23 protein-coding genes are annotated in these 23,444 nt (G+C 61.3%); 9 read left to right on the forward strand and 14 right to left on the reverse strand.

The genetic code is table 11. The features are described from left to right. Nucleotides 1-34 precede the first annotated feature (34 nt). Nucleotides 35-1,723 carry a methyl-accepting chemotaxis protein gene (locus KZO83_RS04595; protein ID WP_247619916.1) on the reverse strand — a complete coding sequence of 563 codons (1,689 nt, stop codon included), beginning with the start codon at nt 1,721-1,723 and terminating at the stop codon, nt 35-37. A gap of 241 nt (nt 1,724-1,964) precedes the next feature. Here KZO83_RS04595 and KZO83_RS04600 point away from each other — a divergent pair, with 241 nt between their 5' ends. From KZO83_RS04600 to pstB, 5 genes are all read left to right on the forward strand, one after another. Further along, nucleotides 1,965-3,182, forward strand: coding sequence for a Bcr/CflA family multidrug efflux MFS transporter (locus tag KZO83_RS04600; protein ID WP_040243827.1), 1,218 nt, complete (start codon nt 1,965-1,967; stop codon nt 3,180-3,182). Nucleotides 3,183-3,277: 95 nt separating this feature from the next. Beyond that, the gene (locus KZO83_RS04605) at nt 3,278-4,297 is read left to right on the forward strand and encodes a PstS family phosphate ABC transporter substrate-binding protein (protein WP_040243826.1); all 1,020 of its coding nucleotides are present in this window, start codon (nt 3,278-3,280) and stop codon (nt 4,295-4,297) included. 121 nt (nt 4,298-4,418) lie between these two features. Further along, entirely contained in the window at nt 4,419-5,669 is a 1,251-nt protein-coding gene (pstC, locus tag KZO83_RS04610; protein ID WP_040243824.1) for a phosphate ABC transporter permease subunit PstC, read from the forward strand. 17 nt (nt 5,670-5,686) lie between these two features. Further along, nucleotides 5,687-6,853: a phosphate ABC transporter permease PstA gene (gene pstA / locus KZO83_RS04615; protein WP_247619917.1), complete on the forward strand. Its 1,167-nt coding sequence runs from the start codon at nt 5,687-5,689 to the stop codon at nt 6,851-6,853. 26 nt (nt 6,854-6,879) lie between these two features. Continuing rightward, nucleotides 6,880-7,773 carry a phosphate ABC transporter ATP-binding protein PstB gene (gene pstB / locus KZO83_RS04620; protein ID WP_247619918.1) on the forward strand — a complete coding sequence of 298 codons (894 nt, stop codon included), beginning with the start codon at nt 6,880-6,882 and terminating at the stop codon, nt 7,771-7,773. Nucleotides 7,774-7,878: 105 nt separating this feature from the next. Here pstB and cfa read toward each other — a convergent pair whose 3' ends face one another. From cfa to arsH, 6 genes are all read right to left on the reverse strand, one after another. Continuing rightward, nucleotides 7,879-9,045, reverse strand: a complete 1,167-nt coding sequence (gene cfa, locus KZO83_RS04625; protein ID WP_247619919.1) for a cyclopropane fatty acyl phospholipid synthase — start codon at nt 9,043-9,045, stop codon at nt 7,879-7,881. Between the two features lie 222 nt (nt 9,046-9,267). Beyond that, on the reverse strand, nt 9,268-10,488 hold the full coding sequence (arsJ, locus tag KZO83_RS04630; RefSeq protein WP_247619920.1) for an organoarsenical effux MFS transporter ArsJ: 1,221 nt from the start codon (nt 10,486-10,488) through the stop codon (nt 9,268-9,270). After that, the gene (locus tag KZO83_RS04635; RefSeq protein ID WP_247619921.1) at nt 10,485-11,516 is read right to left on the reverse strand and encodes an ArsJ-associated glyceraldehyde-3-phosphate dehydrogenase; all 1,032 of its coding nucleotides are present in this window, start codon (nt 11,514-11,516) and stop codon (nt 10,485-10,487) included. Before KZO83_RS04635 ends, arsJ begins: the two co-directional genes overlap by 4 nt. Further along, complete coding sequence (locus KZO83_RS04640) at nt 11,513-11,920, reverse strand: metalloregulator ArsR/SmtB family transcription factor (RefSeq protein WP_075369145.1); 408 nt, start codon at nt 11,918-11,920, stop codon at nt 11,513-11,515. The genes KZO83_RS04635 and KZO83_RS04640 overlap by 4 nt, the downstream gene beginning before the upstream one ends. Nucleotides 11,921-11,924: 4 nt before the next feature. Further along, the gene (locus tag KZO83_RS04645) at nt 11,925-12,341 is read right to left on the reverse strand and encodes an arsenate reductase ArsC (protein WP_247619922.1); all 417 of its coding nucleotides are present in this window, start codon (nt 12,339-12,341) and stop codon (nt 11,925-11,927) included. Nucleotides 12,342-12,413: 72 nt separating this feature from the next. Beyond that, nucleotides 12,414-13,124 (reverse strand): arsenical resistance protein ArsH, encoded by a 711-nt coding sequence (gene arsH / locus KZO83_RS04650; RefSeq protein WP_261505552.1) that lies wholly within the window; start codon nt 13,122-13,124, stop codon nt 12,414-12,416. Between the two features lie 55 nt (nt 13,125-13,179). Between arsH and KZO83_RS04655 the strand changes: the two genes are divergently transcribed. Beyond that, a complete protein-coding gene (locus KZO83_RS04655) occupies nt 13,180-13,506 on the forward strand; it encodes an ArsR/SmtB family transcription factor (RefSeq protein ID WP_247619923.1) in 327 nt (108 codons plus the stop codon). 16 nt (nt 13,507-13,522) lie between these two features. Here KZO83_RS04655 and KZO83_RS04660 read toward each other — a convergent pair whose 3' ends face one another. The 3 genes from KZO83_RS04660 to KZO83_RS04670 all read right to left on the reverse strand — a co-directional run bounded on the left by KZO83_RS04660 (nt 13,523) and on the right by KZO83_RS04670 (nt 16,986). Then, complete coding sequence (locus tag KZO83_RS04660) at nt 13,523-14,815, reverse strand: arsenic transporter (RefSeq protein ID WP_247619924.1); 1,293 nt, start codon at nt 14,813-14,815, stop codon at nt 13,523-13,525. Nucleotides 14,816-14,912: 97 nt separating this feature from the next. Further along, nucleotides 14,913-16,274, reverse strand: a complete 1,362-nt coding sequence (locus KZO83_RS04665) for a TrkH family potassium uptake protein (protein ID WP_247619925.1) — start codon at nt 16,272-16,274, stop codon at nt 14,913-14,915. A gap of 55 nt (nt 16,275-16,329) precedes the next feature. Next, nucleotides 16,330-16,986: a potassium channel family protein gene (locus tag KZO83_RS04670; protein WP_075369150.1), complete on the reverse strand. Its 657-nt coding sequence runs from the start codon at nt 16,984-16,986 to the stop codon at nt 16,330-16,332. 205 nt (nt 16,987-17,191) lie between these two features. On the opposite strand from KZO83_RS04670, the gene KZO83_RS04675 reads away from it, so the two are divergent. Then, entirely contained in the window at nt 17,192-18,652 is a 1,461-nt protein-coding gene (locus KZO83_RS04675) for a sodium-dependent transporter (RefSeq protein WP_075369151.1), read from the forward strand. 117 nt (nt 18,653-18,769) lie between these two features. Here KZO83_RS04675 and KZO83_RS04680 read toward each other — a convergent pair whose 3' ends face one another. Next, the gene (locus KZO83_RS04680) at nt 18,770-19,543 is read right to left on the reverse strand and encodes an SIMPL domain-containing protein (RefSeq protein WP_247619926.1); all 774 of its coding nucleotides are present in this window, start codon (nt 19,541-19,543) and stop codon (nt 18,770-18,772) included. A 104-nt stretch (nt 19,544-19,647) separates the two neighbouring features. On the opposite strand from KZO83_RS04680, the gene KZO83_RS04685 reads away from it, so the two are divergent. Next, complete coding sequence (locus KZO83_RS04685; RefSeq protein ID WP_247619927.1) at nt 19,648-20,526, forward strand: cobalamin-binding protein; 879 nt, start codon at nt 19,648-19,650, stop codon at nt 20,524-20,526. Nucleotides 20,527-20,535: 9 nt separating this feature from the next. Here KZO83_RS04685 and cobO read toward each other — a convergent pair whose 3' ends face one another. Further along, nucleotides 20,536-21,135 (reverse strand): cob(I)yrinic acid a,c-diamide adenosyltransferase, encoded by a 600-nt coding sequence (cobO, locus tag KZO83_RS04690; protein WP_075369154.1) that lies wholly within the window; start codon nt 21,133-21,135, stop codon nt 20,536-20,538. A gap of 73 nt (nt 21,136-21,208) precedes the next feature. Beyond that, nucleotides 21,209-21,940 (reverse strand): ParA family protein, encoded by a 732-nt coding sequence (locus tag KZO83_RS04695; protein WP_178998100.1) that lies wholly within the window; start codon nt 21,938-21,940, stop codon nt 21,209-21,211. A gap of 193 nt (nt 21,941-22,133) precedes the next feature. Between KZO83_RS04695 and KZO83_RS04700 the strand changes: the two genes are divergently transcribed. After that, the gene (locus tag KZO83_RS04700) at nt 22,134-23,045 is read left to right on the forward strand and encodes an oxygenase MpaB family protein (protein ID WP_178998101.1); all 912 of its coding nucleotides are present in this window, start codon (nt 22,134-22,136) and stop codon (nt 23,043-23,045) included. On the opposite strand, the gene KZO83_RS04705 is transcribed toward KZO83_RS04700, so the two are convergent. Next, on the reverse strand, nt 22,999-23,316 hold the full coding sequence (locus KZO83_RS04705; protein ID WP_178998102.1) for a hypothetical protein: 318 nt from the start codon (nt 23,314-23,316) through the stop codon (nt 22,999-23,001). The genes KZO83_RS04700 and KZO83_RS04705 overlap by 47 nt on opposite strands. Between the last annotated feature and the right edge of the window lie 128 nt (nt 23,317-23,444).

Genomic DNA, 23,444 nt, shown 5'->3' on the forward strand with positions numbered 1-23,444 from the left:
CGCAACGTGCGAGTCTCGTGTCATGGAGCGGCGGTCAGTGCTGGTGGATGCTCTGTCGCTGAGGTGAGTCGTCTCGATGAGCCGGCAACCTATCGCGCGACGGCGCAACGGCGGGTCGGTCGTCGGTTTCTTCGAGCACGAACTCGCGTACCGAGGCATGCAGGCGTGTAGTTTCTTCCCCCAGCGTAATGGCAGCGTGCGTGGCCTGAGTGGCCATGGCGGCATTGCCCTGCGTGAGCCGCTCCAACTGCTCGATCGCGCGGTCGATCTGCTCGATGCCTTGATGTTGTTCTTGACTGGCGTCGGCAATCTCGCGCATTAGCTGGGCTGTCCGTTCCACGGATGCGACGAGTTCGCCAATGGTGGTACCGGTTTCCTTGACGCGTTGGCGACCCGCTTCAACGTCGCGTCGAGCGCTGTCGGTGAGTGAGCGGATATCGCGTGCGGCGTCGGCGCTCTGGCTGGCGAGACGTCTGACTTCGGTGGCGACGACCGAAAATCCTCTGCCATGTTGACCGGCACGCGCTGCTTCGACCGAGGCATTGAGCGCGAGGAGATTGGTCTGGAATGCCAGCGAGTCGATCATGGCGACGCTATCCTCGACCTGACGCGAGCGGGCATGGATGTTGTCCATGGTCGTGGTGACCTGTGATACGGCTTCCTGGCCGCGTTCGGCTGAATGCGAGGCAGTGGTTGCCAAGGCAACAGCCTGCTCGGTGTGTTCGGTATTGCGTCCCACGGTGGCAGTCAGTTGTGCCATGCTGGCGGCGGTCTCTTCCAGGGCCGCAGCTTGTCGCTCGGTGCGGGCGGACAGGGCTTGGCTGTCCTCGGCGATACGCTGAGTATCACGGTGGATCGTTTGACTGCTGGTGCGAACCTCGCCGACGTTGGCAGCGAGGCGCTGACGCATGCCGTCTAGCGCTTCGAACAGGCGGCGAACGTCGCGTTGTCCCCGGGCAGTGACGGGGCTATCCAGACGCCCCTCGGCAATGCGCTCGAAATGCTCGATTAGACCATTGAGCGGTGTCACCACGCGTCGCGTTATGCCCCACATGACGAAGGCAATGGCGATCAGCGAGGCGACAATGGCGGCGCCGATCAAGAATCGGAGCGTGTCGGCCATGATGCCGAAGTCATCGACCAGGGTCGCGCCTCGCTGTTGGCTGGTGGCCATGAAGGCGTCGGCGCTCCCCATGAAAGCGGCGTTCATATCATGCAAGCGTGACTGGCCGGAACGATAGCCGCTGAGGTCGCGTGCCGTATTGTCACCGGCGTCGAGGCGTTCGTTGGCTTCTTGAAGCTGCATCAACTGCAAGGACATTCCAGTGTTGAGCAGAGAGTGAAAGCGTTGGCCCAACGTCTCGAGCGCCGGAGAAGAGGACGTAGGTTCTAGATGCTTGAAAGTGTCCTGTGCCCGGTTCATCAAGGCCTCGGCCTCATCGATGACTGGCCCGGGAGGGTCGAATGACGGACGCTCAAGTAACGATGCGGCACGATTCATGGCCAATTGGGCGCGCAATGTATCGACATAAACATCCTCGAGTACAGTGGTACGTTCGGCGTTTAGACGATCGAGTGTATCGAAGGCATGTTGACCGACATGCAATGTATATCCCCCCAACAAGCCGACGGCGATCACCATCAAACTGAACGCGCCCAGTACCAACATACTGATGGATCGGATCGTCAGCGGCGGTAAACGGCGAGGCAAGTAAACGCGCATGATGGCAGTCCCTGTATCTTTTTGAGATCGAAGAAAGGCAGGCTCGTGACGTCGCCGAGCACTGCAAAGCGGCTGTCATGATGGCGCGGGATTGTTTCGATTTATGGACACACGCACCGATGCTCGGTCCCAAGCGAGACCGTAATCGGCTATGATGAGCACACTAGCGGTTAGCCTTTTTCATGAGCGTGCCGCCCCTTCAGGGCGCCTGCACGGCGATGTATGTTTTTCGGGAGATTTCGTGACTCAACTCAATGCGCGGCGATTGGCCTTGCTGGTGGCGGCCAACACCGCTCTGGCGCCTTTTGCCATCGATGCTTACCTGCCTGCCATGCCCACGCTTGCCGAGGCGGTTAATGCCAGCGTTCACCATACTGAACTGTCGCTGAGCGTGTTCCTTTTCGGGTTCGCGATCGGACAGCTGTTATGTGGGCCGCTGTCGGATCGCTTGGGTCGACGCCCGGTGCTATTGACCGGTCTGGTGGTGTTCTTACTCGCCAGTCTGGGCATCATGCAGGTGTCGTCGCTGGAAACGCTTTGGGGACTGCGCTTCGTCCAGGCCCTGGGCGGCGGTGCCTGCGTGGTCAACTCGGCGGCCATCGTGCGCGACTGTTTCAGCGGACGTGAGGCCGCCAAGGTGATGTCGACCATGGCAATGATTCTGATGCTGGCGCCGCTCGTGGCGCCCACGGTGGGGAGCGTGCTGCTGGGGATTTTCAATTGGCAGTCGATTTTCCTGTTTCTGGCTTTGTACGCGGCATTCCTGTTGTTCTTCTTGGGCACACGGCTACCTGAGACCCACGGGCGCGATCCCGATGCGCCGTCGCCACGCCAAGTGCTGGGCAATTATGCCAGCGTGCTTCGTCATCGCGAGGCGATGGGGTATATCTGTGCGGTGTCGATGTCATTCGCGGGCATGTTCGCGTTCATCACTGGCTCGCCTTATCTGTATATGGAGCATTATGGATTATCGGCGGCTGTCTATCCGTTCGTATTCGGGGCCAATATCCTGGTCATGGCGTCCTCCAATCGCCTCAACATCCACCTGTTGAAGAAGCGTACCCCGCAGCAAAACCTCGTGGTGGGGCTGGGTATCCAATTGTGCGCCGGCGTGGCGCTAGTGGCATTGATCCTGTCCGGGATGGATTCTATCTACAGCGTGGCGCCGCTGATGGTGGTATTCGTAGGGATGCAGGGGCTGATCGCGCCGAATGCGATGTCCTCGATGCTCGATCACTTTCCGAAGATGAGTGCCACGGCGACGGCTCTGCAGGGATGCTTGCAATTTTCCAGTGGGGCGTTTGCCGGCATGCTGGTGGGGGCCTTCGAGATTGCCAGTGCCTGGCCGACGGTACTCACGATGCTGGGGGCCTCGCTGTTGGGCAATATCGGCGTGCGCTTGCTGGCCGGTCGCGCTCTACGTGGGAGCGAGAGCGAAGAGGCCGTCGTCAGTCGTTAGGGAAAATCGCTCACTTCTGTCATGAAGCTGTCATCTTCATTGGGCATCTTAGGTGTCGCGAAGGTTGAACACTCTCATCGACAGGAGTTACCCGCATGAACCGTATCCTCAAGACTACCGCGTTGGCCGCTGCCGTGATGAGCGTCGCGGGTGCCGCCCAGGCGCAGGAACGCGAGCAGCTACGCATCGTCGGTTCCAGCACCGTCTATCCGTTCGCCAGCTACGTCGTCGAGGAGTTCGGCGCGACCACCGATTACCCGACGCCCGTCATCGAATCCACTGGGTCCGGCGGCGGTCTGCGTTTGTTCTGTAATGGGGTCGGGCTGGACACGCCGGACATCACCAACGCCTCGCGTCGCATGAAGCCCTCCGAATTCGAGCGTTGCCAGGAAAACGGTGTGACCGACATCACCGAAGCGAAAATCGGTTATGACGGCATCGCGTTCGCCGAGTCCAACGCCAACGAGCCGGTCAATTTCACGCGTGAGCAGCTCTTCCTCGCGTTGGCCGCCAAGGTGCCTCAGGACGGCGAGCTGGTCGACAACCCCTACACCAAGTGGAGCGATATCGATCCCTCTCTCCCGGATCGCGAGATCATGGTGTACGGTCCGCCGACCACTTCCGGCACCCGTGATGCTTTCGAGGAGCTGGTGATGGAAGCCGCTTCCGAGGACATGGACGCCTACGGCGGTGAAGGTTATACCGACATCCGTCAGGACGGTCCCTACGTCGACGCCGGCGAGAACGACAACCTCATCGTGCAGCGTCTTCAGGAAAACACGACTTCGTTCGGTATCTTCGGGTATTCCTTCCTTGAAGAGAACGCCGATGTCCTGACTGCCGCGAGCATCGATGGCGTGGCCCCCGAGCCCGAAGCCATCAGCTCCGGTGAGTATCCGGTGTCGCGCTCGCTGTTCTTCTACGTCAAGAATCAGCATGCCGATAGCGTGCCGGCCGTATATCCGTACGTCGACCTGTTCATGAGCGAGCAGATGATCAGCCCGATGGGCTACCTCAAGGGCCTGGGTCTGATCCCGCTGCCCGAGGACGCACGTGAGCAGGCGCGTAGCGATGTCGAAGATCGCGAGAGTCTCGAACTCAGCGATCTGAAGTAAGGCCGTACGCGGACCGATGAAGTGGCCGGCGGCTTTTGCTGCCGGCCCATTTGCGTGACGTCCCGCGAGAGTTTGAAGCCTCCCTCTGGGAGCAACGTTATCTTGAGAGACCGATAGGCCGATGAATATCGTCTTCCTGCTATTCTGCGCGGTACTCGTGGTGCTAGGCGGAATCGCTTTCACGCTGAGTCGCGCCAAGGCCGCGCGCGTGCGGGCCACGGGCACGACTATGCATGCACAGCCGGATCAATATGCGTGGTTCGCGGTACTCGTTACCGCCGGACCGGCGCTTTTGGTCAGCGCCCTGGGGGCGTTTGTTCTGTTACTGATGGGGGCGGATATCCCCACGTTTTATCTGTTGGCAGCGAGCCTGGTCATTGCCTTGATTGGCCTGGTTATGGGGCTGAATCAGGTGCGCTCCGATTTCCATGCGCGCCGCGCCATCGAGGGCGTCATTCGTAAGCTGTTGGCCGCCGCGGCGATGATCTCGATTCTCACTACGCTGGGCATTTTGCTGTCGATCATTAGCGAGGCGCTACGCTTCTTCCAGATGCACAGCTTCTGGGACTTCGTAACCGGTACTACCTGGAATCCCGGCGCAAGTTTCCTATCCGCCGCCGGACGTGGCGACGAGGGCGGCAGTGCCGCGCAGTTCGGATCGATTCCGCTCTTCGCCGGTACCTTCATGATCACCTTGATCGCCATGTTGGTAGCGATTCCTTTCGGCCTGGGCGCCGCCATCTACATGGTTGAGTTCGCGCCCTTGCGCATTCGCAAGGCGGCCAAGCCGGTCATCGAAGTGCTGGCGGGGATCCCCACCGTGGTATATGGCGTCTTCGCGGCCTTGACCGTGGCGCCGCTGGTGGTGGATATCGCAGGGCTGTTCGGGTTGGATGCCTCCTATTCCAATGCGCTGGCGCCGGGCTTGGTGATGGGCATCATGATCATTCCATTCATCTCCTCGCTTTCCGACGATGTTATCAACTCGGTCCCCAACAGCCTGCGGGAAGGGGCTTTGGCTCTGGGGATCACCAAGGCCGAAATGGTGCGCAACGTGGTCGTGCCCGCCGCCGCGCCGGGGATCATATCGGCCTCGTTGCTGGCTGTCTCTCGGGCCTTGGGGGAAACCATGATCGTGGTCATGGCGGCTGGCATGCGTCCCAACCTGACCGCCAATCCCCTGGAAGACATGACGACCGTGACAGTAAGTATCGTGGCGGCGCTGACCGGCGATCAAGAATTCGAAAGCGCCCAGACACTCTCGGCCTTTGCCCTGGGACTGGTGCTGTTCATCGTGACGCTGACGCTGAATGTGGTGTCGGTGTTCATGATTCGCCGCTTCCGCGAGAAGTATCGCGTCAACAACCTGTAATCCGATAGGTCGAGAGCATGAGCCAATCGTTCGAAGAAATTTCCGCGCAGCTCAAGAAGCGCCACCGGCGCTCGGCGCGCATGAAATGGATGACCATGGGCGCCTTGATTCTATCGGCGGCGTTTCTGGTGGTCTTCATTTCCGACATGGTGGTGCGGGGATGGCCCGCTTTCCAGCAAGCGCAGATACAGGTCGAGGTCAGCTACGACGAGCAGTCCCAGAAGTTGCCGTTAGCCGCGGTCGATGAAGATGTGCGCCCGCTGATCTCGCGCGGGTTTTTCCGGCCCTTGCCGCGGAAAATGGAAAACAATCCGGCGCTGATGGGCACGACGCAGACGCAGTGGGTCATCGCCGATAGCCGTGTCGATCAGTATCTCAAGGGCAATGAGGACCGCTTGCGTCCCGCCGACAAGGAAACGCTCCAAGCATTGGTCGAAGAGGGGCGGGCGGAGCTGAAGTTCAATACCACCTTCTTTACCACCGGTGACTCCAAGATGCCGGAACTGGCGGGGATTGCTTCGGCGGCTATCGGCACGGTAATGACCATGCTGGTCACCATGGCGGTATGCTTTCCGATCGGCGTGATGACGGCCGTGTATCTCGAGGAGTTCGCCCCCGACAACAAGCTGACTCAGCTCATCGAAATCAATATCAACAACCTGGCGGCCGTCCCTTCCATCCTGTTCGGCCTGCTGGGGCTGGCAATTTATATCAGCTTCTTCGGGGTGCCTCGCTCCTCGCCGCTGGTAGGTGGGTTGACCCTGGCACTGATGACGCTGCCGGTCATTATCATTTCGACGCGCGCGGCGCTTCGCAGTGTGCCGGATAGTATTCGTCACGCGGCATTTGGCGTGGGGTGTTCACGTTGGCAGGTGGTGCGCGATCACGTGTTGCCGGTGTCGCTGCCGGGCATACTGACCGGTTCGATCATCGGTCTGGCGCAAGCCATGGGAGAAACCGCGCCACTGATTATCGTGGGCATGGTGGCGTTCATTCCCGATGCCTCGATCTCGATTACGAACGCCTCGACGGTCATGCCGGCGCAGATATTCACTTGGGCCAGTGAGCCGAATAGTGCCTTCGCCGAGAAGACAGCGGGCGGCATTCTGGTGCTTCTGGCGGTGCTGATCTTTCTCAATGCGCTCGCCGTGTGGTTACGCAACAAATTCGAACGTCGCTGGTAAGCGACTTCCGACAGGACATCATCGCCATGAACGATACGACCCTGCAAAACTTTCAGCCTCAGCAAGATCAATCCTTGGCGTCGGGTGATACCGTACGCGGCCAATATAGCGACGCGACACCCGACAAGGGGCAGCCGGTAACACGTAACGAAAGCGTCGAAGAAAATTTAAGCGTACGCGTGCGCGATCTCAGTCTGTGGTATGGCGAGCACCAAGCGCTGGATGACATCAGCATCGATGTGTTTGCAAATACCGTCACGGCCTTGATCGGTCCGTCGGGCTGCGGCAAGTCCACCTTTCTGCGTTGTCTCAACCGTATGAACGATTTGATCAGCAGCGTACGGATCAAGGGACTAGTGGAAATGGATGGCCGCGATGTCAATGCCCGCGGCATGGATGAAGTAGCACTCCGCCGGCGTGTGGGCATGGTGTTCCAGAAGCCCAATCCGTTTCCCAAGTCGATCTTCGAAAACGTTGCCTATGCACCGCGCATGCACGACATGGTCAGCCGCAAGGCCGACCAGGACGAACTGGTGGAGCGCGCGTTGCGCGATGCGGGACTATGGAATGAGGTCAAGGACAAGCTGCATGAGCCAGGCACGTCGCTATCCGGCGGTCAGCAGCAGCGCTTGTGCATCGCGCGTGCGATTGCCGTGCGTCCCGACGTCATCCTAATGGACGAACCGACCTCGGCGCTCGATCCGATTTCCACCGCAACGATTGAGGACCTGATGGATAAGCTCAAGCAGGACTTCACAATCGTGACCGTGACTCACAACATGCAGCAGGCGGCACGCGTGGCGGATTACACGGCGTTTTTCCACCTTGGTGAGATGATCGAATACAACGCCACCAAGCAAATGTTTGCCAACCCGCATACCAAAAAGGCAGAAGACTACATCACCGGTCGTTACGGTTAATGGCCTGATAAAACAGGTGATTTTGCAGGGCGCTTCGGCGCCCTTTTGCGTGTAGCTACCCGGCTTGCGGTGCTTGACGAACACCGGGTATACGGCAAGCCGTGCTTACGCCGTGATGCGTTGGTACCCGCCGAGCACGCCTGGCTTGGCCAGCACCCATTGCCACAGTTGGATGTCCCGGGCCCGGAAAGCTGCCGCGCATGACAGCAAGTAATAGCGCCACATGCGGTAGAACTCGTTGCCGTAGCGTTCCTTGAATTGTGGCCAATGGGCTTCGAAGTTCTCCCACCAGGCCATCAACGTCTTGTCGTAGTCGGCACCGAAGTTGTGTAGGTCCTCGGTGACGAACAGGCCCCCGGCTGCGTCGCCGATCTGGCCTATGGAAGGCAGGTCCCCGTTGGGAAAGATGTACTTGTCGACCCAGGGATCCGGCGTGCTTTCGCGGACGTTCTTGCCGATGGTATGTAGCAAGAAGAGACCGCCATCCTTGAGGCAACGATGGGCGACTTCCATGTACTCGCGGTGATTCTTGCGGCCGACATGCTCGAACATGCCGATACTGATGATGGCATCGAACTGCTCGTCGATCTCGCGATAGTCCTGAAGCCGAAATTCCACGGGAAGTCCCTTCTTCATCAAGGATTTCCCGTAGTCGGCCTGCTCGCGCGAGATGGTGAGACCAACGCATTCCACGCCATAGTGCTCGGCGGCGTAGGCCATGAAACTGCCCCAGCCGCAGCCGATGTCGAGAATGCGCATGCCGGGCTTGAGATCCAGCTTTCGACAGATCAGGTCGAGCTTGGCTTCCTGCGCGGCATCCAGGGTCTCGGCGTCGTGCCAGTAGCCACAGGTATAGGTCATGCGCTGATCAAGCATGGCAGCGTAGAAGTCGTTGCCCAGGTCGTAGTGCGCTTCGCCGACTTTCCAGGCGCGCTTGACGCTTTGCAGGTTGGTGAGCTTGGCACGCAGGGCGTGAAAGACCAGCTTCGATGGCTGTACCGCCTTGTTGATGTTGGCACGCAATAACCGAAAGAAAAATTCGTCGAGGCGTTCGGCGTCCCAGAGGCCGGCCATGTAGGCTTCGCCGAGCCCAAGATTGCCTTCGGCAAGCGCGCGGTCAAAAACCTCTGATGAATGAACCTGCATGTCCCCAGGGCGCGAGCCGTTGATCTGGATGTCGGCGCGGGCCAGGAGATCTGCGACGAATCGATAGCTCTTGTGCTGTTCAAGTGCCTGGGTCGAAGTGGTAGTTTCCTTGAGTGGAGCGTTCACTGCTGATCTTCCTCTTGCTCATGCTTCCAGTGCGCGGGGAAGCTTATGCGGGCTTTTTGCTCTGCTTCTAGGCTAGACGAAGATTATACGTCATTGACACCGTTTGCACGCTACCGAGCTGATAGTTTTTATGGATAAGGACATATAAACAAAACTATTAAATAAGGTAGCTGCGAGATGTCGCATGTGCCGCATATTGCATGCTTCAGCGCGTGGTATCGGTCATTGAGACTCCCGTGGCAGGCCCAGCGCGAGCAGAGCGCTCGTCAGCACCAGGGCGGCCGAGATCCCCAGGCATGCTGCCAGACCGTACACCTGGTAAACCCAGCCGGAGAGGACCGTGCCGATGAGTCGCCCCATGGCATTGGCCATGTAGTAGAACCCCACGTCCATGGAAACGCCTTCGGCACGGGCGAAACGCACGATCAAATAGCTGTGCCAGCTCGAGTTGATGGCGAAGAACACGCCGAAGGCCAGCAGGCCCATGATTAGCCAGATGGTGGTGGTCGCCAGTGGCGTGAAGGCGAGCACCGCCGGGAGCAGGGCGAGTATCGCGGCCAGTACGGCAGTGATGCTGCGCGTATCGCCGTGCAGGTGTTGCGTGATGCGCGGGGCCTGGGTCTGAACGCCACCGTAGCCGATCACCCAGACGGACATCAGAATGCCGACGCTCCAGAAGTTCCAGCCGTGTTGGTCGTAGAGGAACACCGGCAATGCCACCACGAACCAGATGTCGCGAGAGGCGAACAGGCACAGGCGCGCCGCCGCGAGAACGTTGACCGCGCGCGAGGTGGAGAAGACCTCGCGGAACCTGGGCTTGGCTTTCTGGCGGCCCAGATCGGCACGCAAACGCCATAGCGAAAGCCCCAGCACCACGGCCAGCATCACCCACATGGCGAGTATCGCGCCCTGGAAACCGATCAGCGTCAGCAACAAGCCGCCGGCGAAGAAGCCGGCCCCCTTGAGGGCATTCTTGGACCCGGTGAGGATGGCCACCCAGCGATACAGCGCGCCTTGGGCATTGCTGCTGTCCTTGGGGACCAGCACCTTGACCGCACTCTTGGCGCTCATCTTGTTGAGGTCCTTGGCGACCCCCGAGAGCGCCTGGGCGGCCATGACCCAGGGCACCGTCAAGGCCGAGGCCGGCACCAGCAGCATGCCCAGGGCGACCAGTTGCAGCCCCAGACCGAGATTCATGGTGCGGTTGAGTCCCAGGCGGGCGCCGAGCCAGCCACCGACGAAGTTGGTGACCACGCCGAAGGCCTCGTAGAACAGAAACAGCAGGGCGATTTCCAGCGGCGAATAGCCAAGCTGATGGAAATGCAGCACCACCAGCATCCGCAAGGCGCCGTCGGTCAGCGTGAAGGCCCAATAATTGCCCGTGACCAGCAGATACTGGCGTATTTCGAAGGGCAGGGCGCGCAGGCGTTGCAGGGTCGTCATCGTGCTGGTTCCCGGGCGTTGCCCACTTTCAAGGCTAGCTCTACCGTGCGATTGGCATAGCCCCACTCATTGTCGTACCACGCGTAGACTTTTACCTGGGTCTCGTTGATTACCATCGTCGACGGGGCATCGATGACCGCGCTACGCGGATCGGTGCGGTAATCGATGGAGACCAGCGGGCGGGTTTCGAAGCCCAGGATGCCGGCTAGCTCGCCATTCGCGGCTTGTTCCAGGGCAGTATTGACCTCGTCGACATTGGTGGCACGTTCGACTTCGAAGACCATGTCGGTAAGCGAGGCGTTGGCCAGCGGCACGCGCACGGCGTGACCGTTGAGCTTGCCTTCCAGCTCGGGAAAGATCGCCGTGATCGCCTTGGCCGAGCCCGTGGTGGTGGGGATCAGACTCATGCCACAGGCGCGAGCACGGCGTAGATCCTTATGCGGCGCATCGAGGATCGTCTGGGTGTTGGTGATGTCGTGCACCGTGGTCATCGAGCCATGGCGAATGCCGAAGGTTTCGTGAATCACCTTGACCACGGGTGCCAGGCAGTTGGTAGTGCAACTGGCCGCGGTGACGATGCGGTGTCGCTCGGGGACGAAATCGCCATCGTTGACGCCCATCACCATGTTGAGCACCTCGGGATCCTTGACCGGCGCCGAGACCACGACGCGCGGCACGCCTTGATCGAGGTAGGGCTGCAGCTTGGCGGCCTGGGTCATGGCGCCCGAGGCTTCGATCACCACATCGCACTGGGACCAGTCGCTGTCGGCGAGATCGCGATGGGTACTGAAGATGATCGAGGTGTCGTCGATGATGAGCGAATCCGCTGCGGCGCGAATGCCCGTGCCGGGGGACCAGTGGCCGTGTACCGAATCGAATTCCAGCAGATGAGCGAAGGTCGCCGCGTCGCCGCCAGGATCGTTGATGCGAACGATCTCCAGCGGTTGCGTCGCGCGCGACGCCCACAGGACGCGCAGGGCAAGGCGGCCGATGCGCCCGAAGCCGTTGATGCCGATGCGTAATGTCATGCGATGTCTCCTGACGTGGAGGAAAAGAGGGCCGGCCTGGGCTTGGTGTGGCAAGCCGCCTGACGCCGCCTGGCGGTGCCGGCGTCGGCGAGTCGTCGGTGAGCCGTGATGACCTCCGGCGGCGCGGCGTCGCGCGAGGCCTCGAGAATGATCGAGACCCACTCGGGCAGCGTCGGCTCGAGGCGATAGAAGATCCAGGCACCGCGGCGGCGGCCGCGCAGCAGGCCGGCACGACGCAGGTAGGCCAGATGACGCGATATCCTGGGCTGCGGGGCCGCCAGGGCCTCGGTCATTTCGCAGACGCACAGCTCGGGTTCGGTGCAGAGCAGCAGCGTCAGCGTCAAGCGCGTCTCGTCGGCGAGACAGCGGTGCAAGGCCGCCGGGGTCAGCACTGCCGTGGTCACTGGCTCAGGCCTCTTTGGACTGAACGCTCAACCATAGCCGCAGACGGCCACGAATCTCCTCGAGGGTCTGGGTATAGGCGCCGTCACGCGGATTGAGGCGCGGATCCAGAATATCCCAGAACAGCAGCTCGTCGGTGTTGCCTGTCCAGTCCCGGCAGCGCTGCTGGGCTTTTTCGCAGAGGATGATCACGCTGTCGAAATGCTCGCCGGCATAGGCCTCCAGCGATTTGCTGGCCAGCCCCGTGGTATCGATGCCCAGCTCTGTGAGTGCCTGCAGCGCCGCCTGCTGCGGCTCATCGGGCTCGACGCCGGCGCTGTAGGCCTCGAAGCGCTGTCCGGCCATGTGACGCAGCAGGGCTTCGGCCATCAACGAGCGGGCCGAGTTGGCGTTGCAGAGAAAGAGAACGCGTTTTTTGCTCATGGGTCAGCCTCGTGGGATATATGGCGAGACGAATATGCCCGAGATCCATGTCATTTCGATGAACGTGCCGGGCTACATGCCACGCTGATTGACGCGCCGAGATACCTCTTCAGCGCTCTCCTTGCGTTCGGAGTAGCGGTCGGTGAGCAGGTCGCTGCGGTCGCGTGTCAGCAAGGTGAACTTCACCAGCTCTTCCGTCACGTCGACGATACGGTCGTAGAGCGGCGAGGGCTTCATGCGGTCGTCGTCGCCGAATTCCAGGAACGCCTTGGGCACCGACGACTGGTTGGGGATGGTCAGCATGCGCATCCAGCGACCGAGAATGCGTAGCTGGTTGACCGTATTGAAGGACTGCGAGCCGCCGCAGACCTGCATGACCGCCAGGGTCTTTCCCTGAGTCGGGCGGACGCCGCCCAGCGCCAGCGGAATCCAGTCGATCTGCGCCTTCATGATGCCGCTCATCGCGCCGTGACGTTCCGGGGAGCACCACACCATGCCTTCCGCCCACTGGGCCAAGTCACGGAGCTCCTGAACCTTGGGGTGCGAGACGTCCTCGCTATCCGGCAAGGGCAGGCCGCGCGGATCGAAGCAGCGTGTCTCGGCGCCCATGGCAGCGAGCAAACGCGCGGCTTCCTCGCTGACCAGACGACTGAACGAGCGTTCACGCAGCGAGCCATGCAGTAGCAGGATGCGCGGCGGATGCGTGCTGAGTCGGGGCGCCATCAGCGCATCGCCGTCGGGGGCGGCGAAAGATGCGGTGTCGAGATTGGGAAGGTCGTGCATGAACGACTCCTGTGTGGGATAGTCGGGCCAACGTAACTTCTATCGTTGTGCAAATATGGAAACGAACGACGCTCTCAAGGCCTTATCGGCGCTGGCGCAGCGCACGCGACTGGCGGTTTTTCGGCACCTGGTGGGCGTCGGTCCCGATGGCGCCTTTGCCGGCGATATCGCCGAGGCCCTCGGGGTCTCGCCTTCGACGCTCTCCTTCCATCTCAAGGAGCTCACGCACGCCGGTCTGGTGCATGGCGAGGCGCATGGCCGGCACGTGCATTACCGCGCCGATTTCTCCCGGATGCGCGGCCTGGTGGATTACCTGACCGCGCATTGTTGTGATGACCAGCCCGAGCTTTGCCGTCTGCCGGACGATGGAGGGCGATGCTGACCTTGGGCTTGTCGTCTCAGGACGCGAGCAACTGTAGCCAGGCGGCCAGTGCCAGCAGGGTGATCGTCAGTACGGGGACGGTGAGCACGATGCCCACACGGAAATAGTAGCCCCAACTGATGGTCATGCCCTTACGTGCCAGGACGTGCAGCCACAGCAAGGTGGCAAGGCTGCCGATTGGCGTGATCTTGGGGCCCAGGTCGCTACCGATGACGTTGGCATAGACCATCGCCTGCTGGGTCAGGTCGGTGACGTCGCTGGCATCGATCGACAAGGCGACCACCAGTACGGTGGGCATGTTGTTCATCACCGAGGAAAGCCCGGCGGCGATGAAGCCTGTGCCCAGTGTGGCGATCCACGGGCCATGTCCGCCCAGCCATTCCAGACCGCCGGCGATCATGTCGGTGAGTCCGGCGTTGCGCAGGCCATACACCACCAGGTACATGCCCAGCGAAAACACCACAATGTTCCAGGGGGCGTCGCGCAGCACCTTGCGAGTGTGGATGTGATGACCGCGCTGGGCGATCACGAATAGGATCAATGCGCCAATGGCGGCGATTGCGCAGACCGGTACGCCCAGCGGTTCGGCCACGAAGAAGCCCACCAGCAAGAGCCCCAGTACCCACCAGCCGGCCTTGAACACCGCCGGATCGCGGATCGCCTCACATGGCTTGCGCAGATCACCGAGGGCATAGGTCGAGGGCACCGCACGTCGAAAGAACAGGTACAGCATGCCGAGCGAGGCGAGTACCGAGATGATATCGACGAGCACCATGACACCCGCGTATTCGCCGAAGGCGATATCGAAGTAATCCGCCGAGACGATATTGACCAGGTTGGAAATCACCAGCGGCAGGCTGGCGGTATCGGCGATGAAGCCGGCGGCCATCACGAACGCCAGTGTCGCACCGGCACTGAAGCCCAGGGCGACGAGCATCTCGAAGACGATCGGGGTGAGGATCAAGGCCGCGCCATCGTTGGCGAACAGCGCCGCGACCACGGCCCCGAGCAGTACCACCAGGACGAACAGACGACGCCCTCGGCCGTTGCCCCAGCGGCCGATATGCAAGGCCGCCCATTCGAAGAAGCCAGCCTCGTCGAGCAGCAGGCTGGTGATGATGATGGCAATGAAGGTGAAGGTGGCATTCCAGACGATCGACCACACGGCGGGAATGTCCGCGGGGTGGATGACGCCGGTGAGCAGCGCGACCAAGGCGCCGGCGCTTGCGCTCCAGCCGATTCCCAGGCCACGTGGCTGCCAGATGACGAGAATGAGCGTGGCGATGAAGATGGGCAGGGCAAGTAGCATGCTAGGTCCGACGCGGATGAGTGGCTTGAGATGGTTCTATATTTAAATAATTATCGAAATGTATCAAGCCTTCAAGCTGCTGGCCTCAGCCACCCTATCAGCCGATCTGAATATGGCCCTCGGCGTAGCGCATTCCCCGCGTGCGCCGCGTGGCCAGGAAGTAGCCCAACGACAGCGGTCCGACACGCCCGAGCAGCATGGTCAGGATCAGCATCCATTGTCCGGGGCTCGAGAGCTCCTCGGTAATGCCACGTGACAGCCCCACGGTGCCGAACGCCGAGACGCTCTCGAAGGCCAGATCGAGAAATGCTTGTCGGCTATCGGTGATGGTAAGCACCAGCAACGTCACGAACACCAGCGCCACTCCGGCCAGCGCCACGGCGATGGCCTTCATAACGGTCTGCTGAGAGATGGAGCGCCCAAAGGCCGCGGGTTGCGTGCCGCGTAGGAAGGCGCGGGCCACCAAGATCAGTACGATGAAGGTGGTGAGCTTGATCCCGCTGGCGGTGGAGCTCGCACCGCCGCCGATGAACATCAGTAGCATGGTGAGCAGTGACGAGGCATCGGTCATGGCGGCGGTATCCACGCTGTTGAAGCCCGCCGTACGCGGTGTCACGGCTTGGAACCAGGCGGCTTGAAGTTTGTCGCCGATACTTTCCAACCCACCCAGTGTGGCGGGGTTGTGCCACTCGAGGCATCCCAGCGCCAACATGGCGACGAGATTGACGGCCAGCGTGGCGCAAAGCACCACCTTGGTTTGCATCGAAAAGCGGCCCCAGCGGCGCTTTTCACGCACATCGCTGATCACCACGAAGCCTAGTCCGCCGACGATGAATAACCCGCTGACGACAAGCGTCACCAGCGGATCACCGGCGTCACGCGTCAGGCTATCGGGCCACAGTGAAAAACCAGCGTTGTTGAACGCGGACACGGCATGAAACAGGCTCGCCCAAAGCCCTCGTGACCAGCCAAGCTCCGGTACCCAATGCAGCGCCAGCAATACGGTGCCCAGCGCCTCGACCACCAGAGCAAAAGTGACCACCATGCGTACCAGTTGCGAGAGCGCACCGAACGAGGTTTCGCCGAGTGCCTCGCGCACCAGCGTTTGTTGCTGCAAGGGGAGGCGCGCGCCCAGCAAGAGCAGCGTCAAGGCGCCGAAAGTCATGAAACCGAGCCCACCGATTTGGATCAGCACCAGTAGGATGACCTGACCCAAGGTCGTAAAACTGCTGGTGTCCATGACGGCCAAGCCGGTGACGGTGATCGCCGAGGTCGCCGTGAACAGCGCCTGATGCCAGGCAAGCGGTTGCGTCGTGGCCCCAGGTAGCATCAATAAACCGCTTCCCAGCAGACACAATAGGGTAAAGCCTAGCAGCAAGGATTCCGGCGGGGAGAGTCGTAGGACACGCCCGTGCGGCGCATGCCGGAACGGACGCGTCAGACGCTTCCAGAGATGCATGCTCAGCGTTCTCCTCGGTTGCCGAACGCCCAGGCACGCTGTGACGGTACGCCCATCATAGTTTGTTGCCGAGCTCGCGCAGGGCGGCGAGATCGCCCATCAACACGAGGTGGTCGCCGCAGACGAGGGCGGTGTCGTGCCCCGGTGCACGGATCACCTCGTCGCCTCGCTTGATGGCCACCAGCTGCAGAGCACGTTCATCGATACCGAGATTCTCGACATTGCTGCATTGCTCCGTGAGGCGCTCGGTGGTTTCGATTTCGACGATGAATTCGCGTTCGCCGAGACGAATGAAATCGACCATGGCATGATAATTGAGGCTTTCGGCGACGCGGATGCCGCTATCGTATTCGGGGTAAACGATATGATCTGCGCCGAGGCGATCGAGTAGTTTGTGATGAGCGTCGGAATGCGCCTTGGCCCAGATTTCGCGTGCTCCGAGTTCCTTGGCGTGCACCGTGCAGATCACGCTGGCCTCGAGGTTGCCGTCGACGTCGATGATCACGGCGTCGTAATTCTCGAGGGAAAGCTCGGCGAGGGATTTCTCGTCGGTGACATCGGCAATGACGGCATGATCAAGGCACTCGGCCAGCGCATCGACACGTGACTCATCGCGGTCGACCCCGAGTACCTGATTGTCATGGCGCTTGAGTTCGCGCGCGACCGTGCTGCCGAAATAGCCGAGCCCGAGAATGGCGAATTGGCGTGACATGCGGCCTCCTTGGCTGTCGCCCCATTGCCGCCACACGCAGGCGGCGCTTCGTGGGCAGCTTCGCATATGCCGAGGCTCGGCTCCAGCGCACGACGATGGTATGGCGCGCGGTTCGCGAAATGCCAGTGGAAAACGGTAGAATCACGCAGTGGCAAGTGCTCGCGCCGCGCTGCATGAACCACAACAATAACCCTTCAGGTGAACCATGACGGCAAGACAGCAACCGAAAAATCTTTGGATCGGCCGCTGGGGCTTCGTGCTGGCGGCGACGGGCTCGGCAGTGGGCCTTGGCAATATCTGGAAGTTTCCCTACATGACCGGCGAGTACGGCGGCGGCGCTTTCGTGCTCGTCTATCTGGCCTGCATTCTGTGCATCGGGATCCCCGCGATGATGACCGAGATCGCATTCGGGCGGCGCGGTCGCGGGAGTCCCATCGATGCCGTCAAGCGCGTGGCGCAGGAGTCCGGACGCGGCAAGATCTGGTCCGGCTTCGGCTGGATGTCGATGCTCGCCGGCTTCATGATCCTGTCCTTCTACGTGGTCGTCGCCGGCTGGTCGCTTGCCTACCTGTGGAAGGCGATCAGTGGTGGCTTGCAAGGCGGTAGTGTCGACGACATGGCGGCCATCTTCGGCGCCAATAACGCCAACCCGCTGACGCTGGGGGCGTGGAGCACGCTAGTGACGGTGGTGACCATGTTCATCGTCGGCAAGGGGGTGCAGGAAGGCATCGAGCGCAACATGCGCTGGATGATGCCTGGCATGGTGCTGTTGCTGCTGGTGATGATCGTCTATGCCATGTTCTCTGGCGGCTTCGGCGAGGCGGTGACGTTCCTGTTTTCCTTCGAGGTCGGCAAGCTGTCGAGTGAGGGCCTGCTGGCGGCGATGGGGCATGCCTTCTTCACGCTGTCGCTCTCGGCGGGGGCGATCATGGCCTATGGCGCCTACCTGCCTGATAATAAATCCATCGCGCGTACCACCTTCACCGTGGCGATCTGCGACACGTTGATCGCGTTGATGGCGGGGCTAGCGATCTTTCCGGCGATTTTCGCCAACGGTATGGATCCGGCTAGCGGTCCGGGGCTGATCTTCATGAGCCTGCCGTTGGCCTTCCAGCAGATGCCGCTGGGTAGCGTGCTGCAGGTGATCTTCTTCGTGATGCTCAGCGTGGCGGCACTGACCTCGGCAGTGTCGATGATCGAGGCCACCGTGGCCTGGCTGACCGAGCGCAAGGGCATGAGTCGCAAGGCGGCGGCCTGGAGTAGTGGCATCGTGCTCTGGTTGCTGAGCACCTTGGCCATGCTGTCGTTCAATCTGGGTGCCGATTGGACCTTCGCCGGCAAGAATTTCTTCGATTGGCTCGATTACCTGACCTCGCGCTGGATGATGCCGCTAGGCGGTCTAGGGCTCTGCCTGATGGCGGGCTTCCTGCTCCGCGATGAGATCTTCCGCGACGAGCTGCGTCTTTCCAAACGTCAGCATGCCTTGTGGCTGTTGATGGTGCGCTATGTCAGTCCGCTGGGGATCGTGCTGATCTTCATCGACGCCCTGGGCGTGATGAGCATCGACATCGGTAGCCAGTGGCCGTGGTTCCTCGCGGTGCTGGTGGTGATTGCCGTGCTCGGTGAGATGCTGAGCCCGCGCGTGAAGCGCCAGTTCACCGGCTGATTGCTACTCAATCGCCAGATTGTTGCCGTACGATGACGATGCCCGGCCTTGTTGGCCGGGCATCGTCGTTGTGAGCACCGTCGTTGTGAGAAGCGATTGAATTAAAAGCGTGAGGCGTTAGTCCGCGATTTCCCAGGTAACGTTGACGCTGGCGTCGATGGTGATTTCTCCGGCGCGGTATTCCGGTGCTGATTTAGCGTCGGCTGACTCGGCGCGCATCATCATGGTACGCGGCGTGTAGGTGGGGGACTGCGTTTCCTGGACATTGATCACATCGCCGAGCTTGACCTCGAGCGTATCGGCCATTAGCTGCGCCTTGTGTGTGGCGCGTTCGAGGGCTTTTGACAGCGCCTTGTCGGTAGCCGCGTCGCGGTCCTTTAGATCGTATTCGACACCATCCAGTGAATCCACGCCCGCGGCAGTCAGCGCATCAAGAATGCTCGGCAAGCGTTCGAGGTCGCGAATAGTGACACTGACCGGACGCTCGACCTGGGTCCGCACCTGATCTTCCGCATCGTCGTTCTGTTGTGAGCGCGAGATGATCTCGGGGCGCACGTTGAGCGAGCCGGCTTGAATGTCGCGACTCTCCACGCCGGCGTCTTCCAGGGCGCGAATCAAATCGCCAGTACGTGATTCCAGTTGATCGCGCGCATCGCCGAGAGCCTGGGCGTCACTGCCTTCCTCGCTGCGAGCCACGGCGGGGGTGCGTTCCCACAAGCGTGCATTGAGGCGCGCCATGTCAGGGGCCACGTCGAGACTCGATTGTGCCTGTACGTGAAGCTCATGCGACGTCTTGGGCCCGGGCTTGGCCTGCGCCTGGGGCACGGCGATCAGCAAGGCGCCGAACAGCGCCGTCGCCATGAAAGGAAGACGAATATCCTTGCGCAACATGTAAACCTCCTGTCGACATTGAAAAGCTGAGCCGCCGCCTAAGCCAACCGCTCATGCGAGCATGCTATCCTGCATGCCCGAAAGTGGCTATGGGAGTCGTGAGGTTGCGCCGTATTTGCTCGTTTCTTGCATATCTGTTGACGATGGCCGCGCTGTTATCGTCAGGCACGGCACTGGCGGCGCTCAAGGTGACCGATGATGCCGGCAACACGGTCACGCTCGACGCCCCCGCCGAGCGTGTCGTGGCACTGGCGCCGCATATCGTGGAAATGCTCTATGCGGTAGAGGCCGGCGAACGGCTGGTGGGAGTGCTACAGGGTAGCGATTATCCTGAGGCAGCCAAGCAGGTATCCCGGGTGGGCAGTTATCGCGGCATCGCGTTGGAAGCCATCATGGCCCGCGAGCCAGATCTCGTGGTGACCTGGCGCAGCGGCACGCCGCGCAGCGTGGTGGAGCGCCTCAAGGCGCTCGGTGTGCCAGTCTACGAGAGCGAGCCACGTCATCTCGACGACGTGGCGGAAGACCTGCGCGACTTGGGGCGCCTAACCGGTCACTCGAAGGCGTCAGAGCAAGCGGCCGAGGCGTTCGAATCGCGCCTCGACGCCTCGCGGCAAACGCTCAAAGAGACGCCGCGCGTGTTCTATCAGTTGGGGCATAATCCGCTGACTACGCTGGGCGATGGGCATATCGTCACCCAGGCGATCCGCCATTGCGGGGGAGAGCCATTGTTCGCCAATCGCTCGGTGCTGGTGCCTGAAATCGGGCGCGAAGCGTTGATCGAGGCGCGTCCCGAGGTGATTCTGTCAGCCGCGCGTAGCGATGATTGGCAGCGCGCTTGGCAAGGCCAAGACTGGTTGCCGGCGGTGCACGATGGTCACCTCTACACCCTCGATCCCGATCCCATCAGCCGTCCCGGGCCGCGCCTCGTTCAGGGCGTCGAGCAAATCTGCCAGGCGCTCAAGCAGGCGACTCGACAGCCCTGAGCGCAGGACTCAATAGTCGATGCCGCGGCGCGCTTGGACGCCGGCGTTGAAGGCGTGTCGTACCTCCTGCATCTCGGTGACGGTATCGGCCATGTCGAGCAGCTCGCGATGGGCATTGCGTCCGGTGACGATTACCGTCTGTTCGGAAGGCCGGTTGGCCAAGGCCTCGCGTACCGTGGCGATGTCGAGATAACCGAACTTGAGCATATAGGTGATTTCATCGAGCACTACGAGGTAGACCTCGGGATCGCTCAGCAGGCGTGCTGCATCCGCCCACACGGCCTGGCAGGCTTGAGTGTCCGACTCACGGTTCTGCGTCTCCCAGGTGAAACCGGTGGCCATGATATGCACGCTCAAGTTGGCGTCGTCTGCGAGGCGTTCGCGCTCGCCGCATTCCCACATGCCCTTGATGAACTGCACCACGCCGGCTCGGTAGCCATAGCCGAGGGCGCGGGTAACGGTGCCCCAGGCGGCGGTGGTCTTGCCTTTTCCGTTGCCGGTGAAGACGAGCAGCAAGCCGCGTTGCTCGGTGGCGGCGGCGACTTTCTCGTCGACATGCGACTTGAGGTTGCGCATGGCGTTGCGATGGCGGGACTGACGGTCGGTCATGACGTATTCTCGGGTAAAAGAAGCAACGTAACGCGACGGGGACCTGCACCACAACGTTGTAGACATGCCTGATTTACAGACGCTGTTCGAGTTCTCGCCACAGGCTACGATAGGCACGCGCCGCAGGGGACGACCGTGCGAACTGCGTGACCGGCGCGCGCTCAAGTCCCATGCGCTCGATGGCACTGGCGTTGGGAATGGTCGTGGTCAGCATCAGTGGCCAATCCTGCTTGAGGGTGGCCATGACATCGAGATGGAGTTTCCGGCGGCGATCGGCGAGCGTAAAGAAAGGCCACACCGGGCAGGCATGATCGGCCTCGTCGAGATGCTCGCGTAGTTGCTCCAGGGTGCGTAGCGAGAGCGTCGTCGGCACGGTGGGTACCAACAGGGCATCGACGCTGGAGAAAACATGCTCGGAGAGCGTGGAAATGCTCGGTGGGCAGTCGAGTATCACCAGGTCGTAATCGTCGTGTACCGGTTTGAGTATCTTGCGCAGCCGGCTGAGTTTTTGGCCCTGAAGCAGGTGATCCATCTCCCGCGAGCCGAAAGACGCCGGCAGCAGGTCGAGATCGGGGATCTCGCTGGTACGAATGACCTTGTCGAATGAAGCCTTGCCCTTGACGAGCTTGTCCACGCCGCCGCGCACCTTGGGCTTGACGCGTAGGTAGAAGGTGGTGGCCGCTTGTGGATCGAGATCCCAGAGCAGTACGCGATGCCCGGCCTGGCTCGCTAGCGCGGCCAGATTGACGGCGGAGGCGGTTTTGCCCACGCCGCCTTTAATACTGTAGAGGGCTAGCATTTTCATCACGATTTCTCCCGGGCAATGGCGCGTGGGCACGGTGACAGCCAGTTGTGACATTCATGTGTCAGCCAAACGCTTCAGTGAAGATTGTGCCAGCGATCCGTCAGGACATAACGCGCTATCATGGATAGCCCTTCATTATGTGATGATCGTCAGGCATTAAGGGGAGGATAGTCGTGGCGCTTGGGAGGTGACGGTGGAAATATTGAGACGGCGTATCGAACGTCAGATCATGGGCGTGACCGGCATGGCGCTGGGTGATATCGACTATGAACACCCGTCGGGCGACCCCGGCCTGTTCGGGCCTCAGAGCGTATGCTGGCGCGTACATAGCGATTTCACCTCGATGCTTTGCGGCGGCATCAGCTCGTTGATGTTGCAGATGCTGCATCCGCTGGCGCTGGCCGGCGTGTGGGATCATTCCAACTTTCGCGACGACATGCTCGGTCGGCTACGGCGCACCAGCCAGTTCATCGCCGCGACCACCTTCGCTTCCACGGCGGATGCCGAGCGCCTCATCGACCGGGTACGGCGCATTCATGAGGAGGTGGTGGGTACCGCACCTGATGGTCGGCCCTATGCTGCCAACGATCCAGATTTGCTGACCTGGGTGCATGTGGCCGAGGTCAGTCGCTTTCTCGCCGCGCACCTGCGTTATCGCAACCCTGAACTGAGCGGTGACGACCAGGACCGTTACTATGCCGAAGTGGCGCGTATCGCCGAGGCACTGGGCGCGCGTGACGTGCCGCGCACGCGCGGTGAGACCGATGCCTATCTCGAGGCGATGCGCCCGCGGCTTCGTTTCGATGCCCGCACGGAAGAGGTGTTTCGGCTACTGATCGGGGCGCCGGCCCCCCACCCGTTGGCGCGCCCACTAGTGGCGTTGACGATGCGAGCTGGGGTCGACTTGCTACCTACCTGGGCAGCCGAGATGGCTCACCGCGACATGCCACGCTGGCAGCGTCATAGCGTGCGGATGGGGGTGAATCGGCTGGTGCCGATCATGCGTTGGTCGGTGCGTAATGGCGCCTCGAGCCGCGCACGGCGACGCGTCGCGAGGGCTACGACGATGGCGGCTGGGTCACCGACGGAGCATGACCGTACTTGAGCTCGAACTGCTCGGTCATCTCCTGACAGCGTTCCTCGGTGGTGTGCCGTTGGCGATCGGTCATCTCCGGCGCCGCCATCGACTGCCAGCACTGCGCGATGCCGCGTTCTTCGCCGGCTTCGTCTTCCGGGGTCGCGCCCTGGCTGATGAAGTAGATGATGATGGCGTACACCGCCACGATGAAGGCGATAGCGCCGACGATCAGGCCCAGGCAGCCTGGCTTGTTGGCACGGCGCGGCGTCGTGTCGCGCGAGGATGAAGCGTCTTTCACGGCGGGCTCTTTCTTCGTCGATTGAATGCGTCTCGGGAGTATAACAAAGCAGGGCTCGGATACGGGGCGACGCGATGTCGCGTTCGGATATGCCGCCAGACAAGGTGCGCTCTGCTTGGGTCGCCAAG

The sequence above is a fragment of the Chromohalobacter moromii genome (genome assembly GCF_023091865.1).
Lineage (GTDB): Bacteria > Pseudomonadota > Gammaproteobacteria > Pseudomonadales > Halomonadaceae > Chromohalobacter > Chromohalobacter moromii.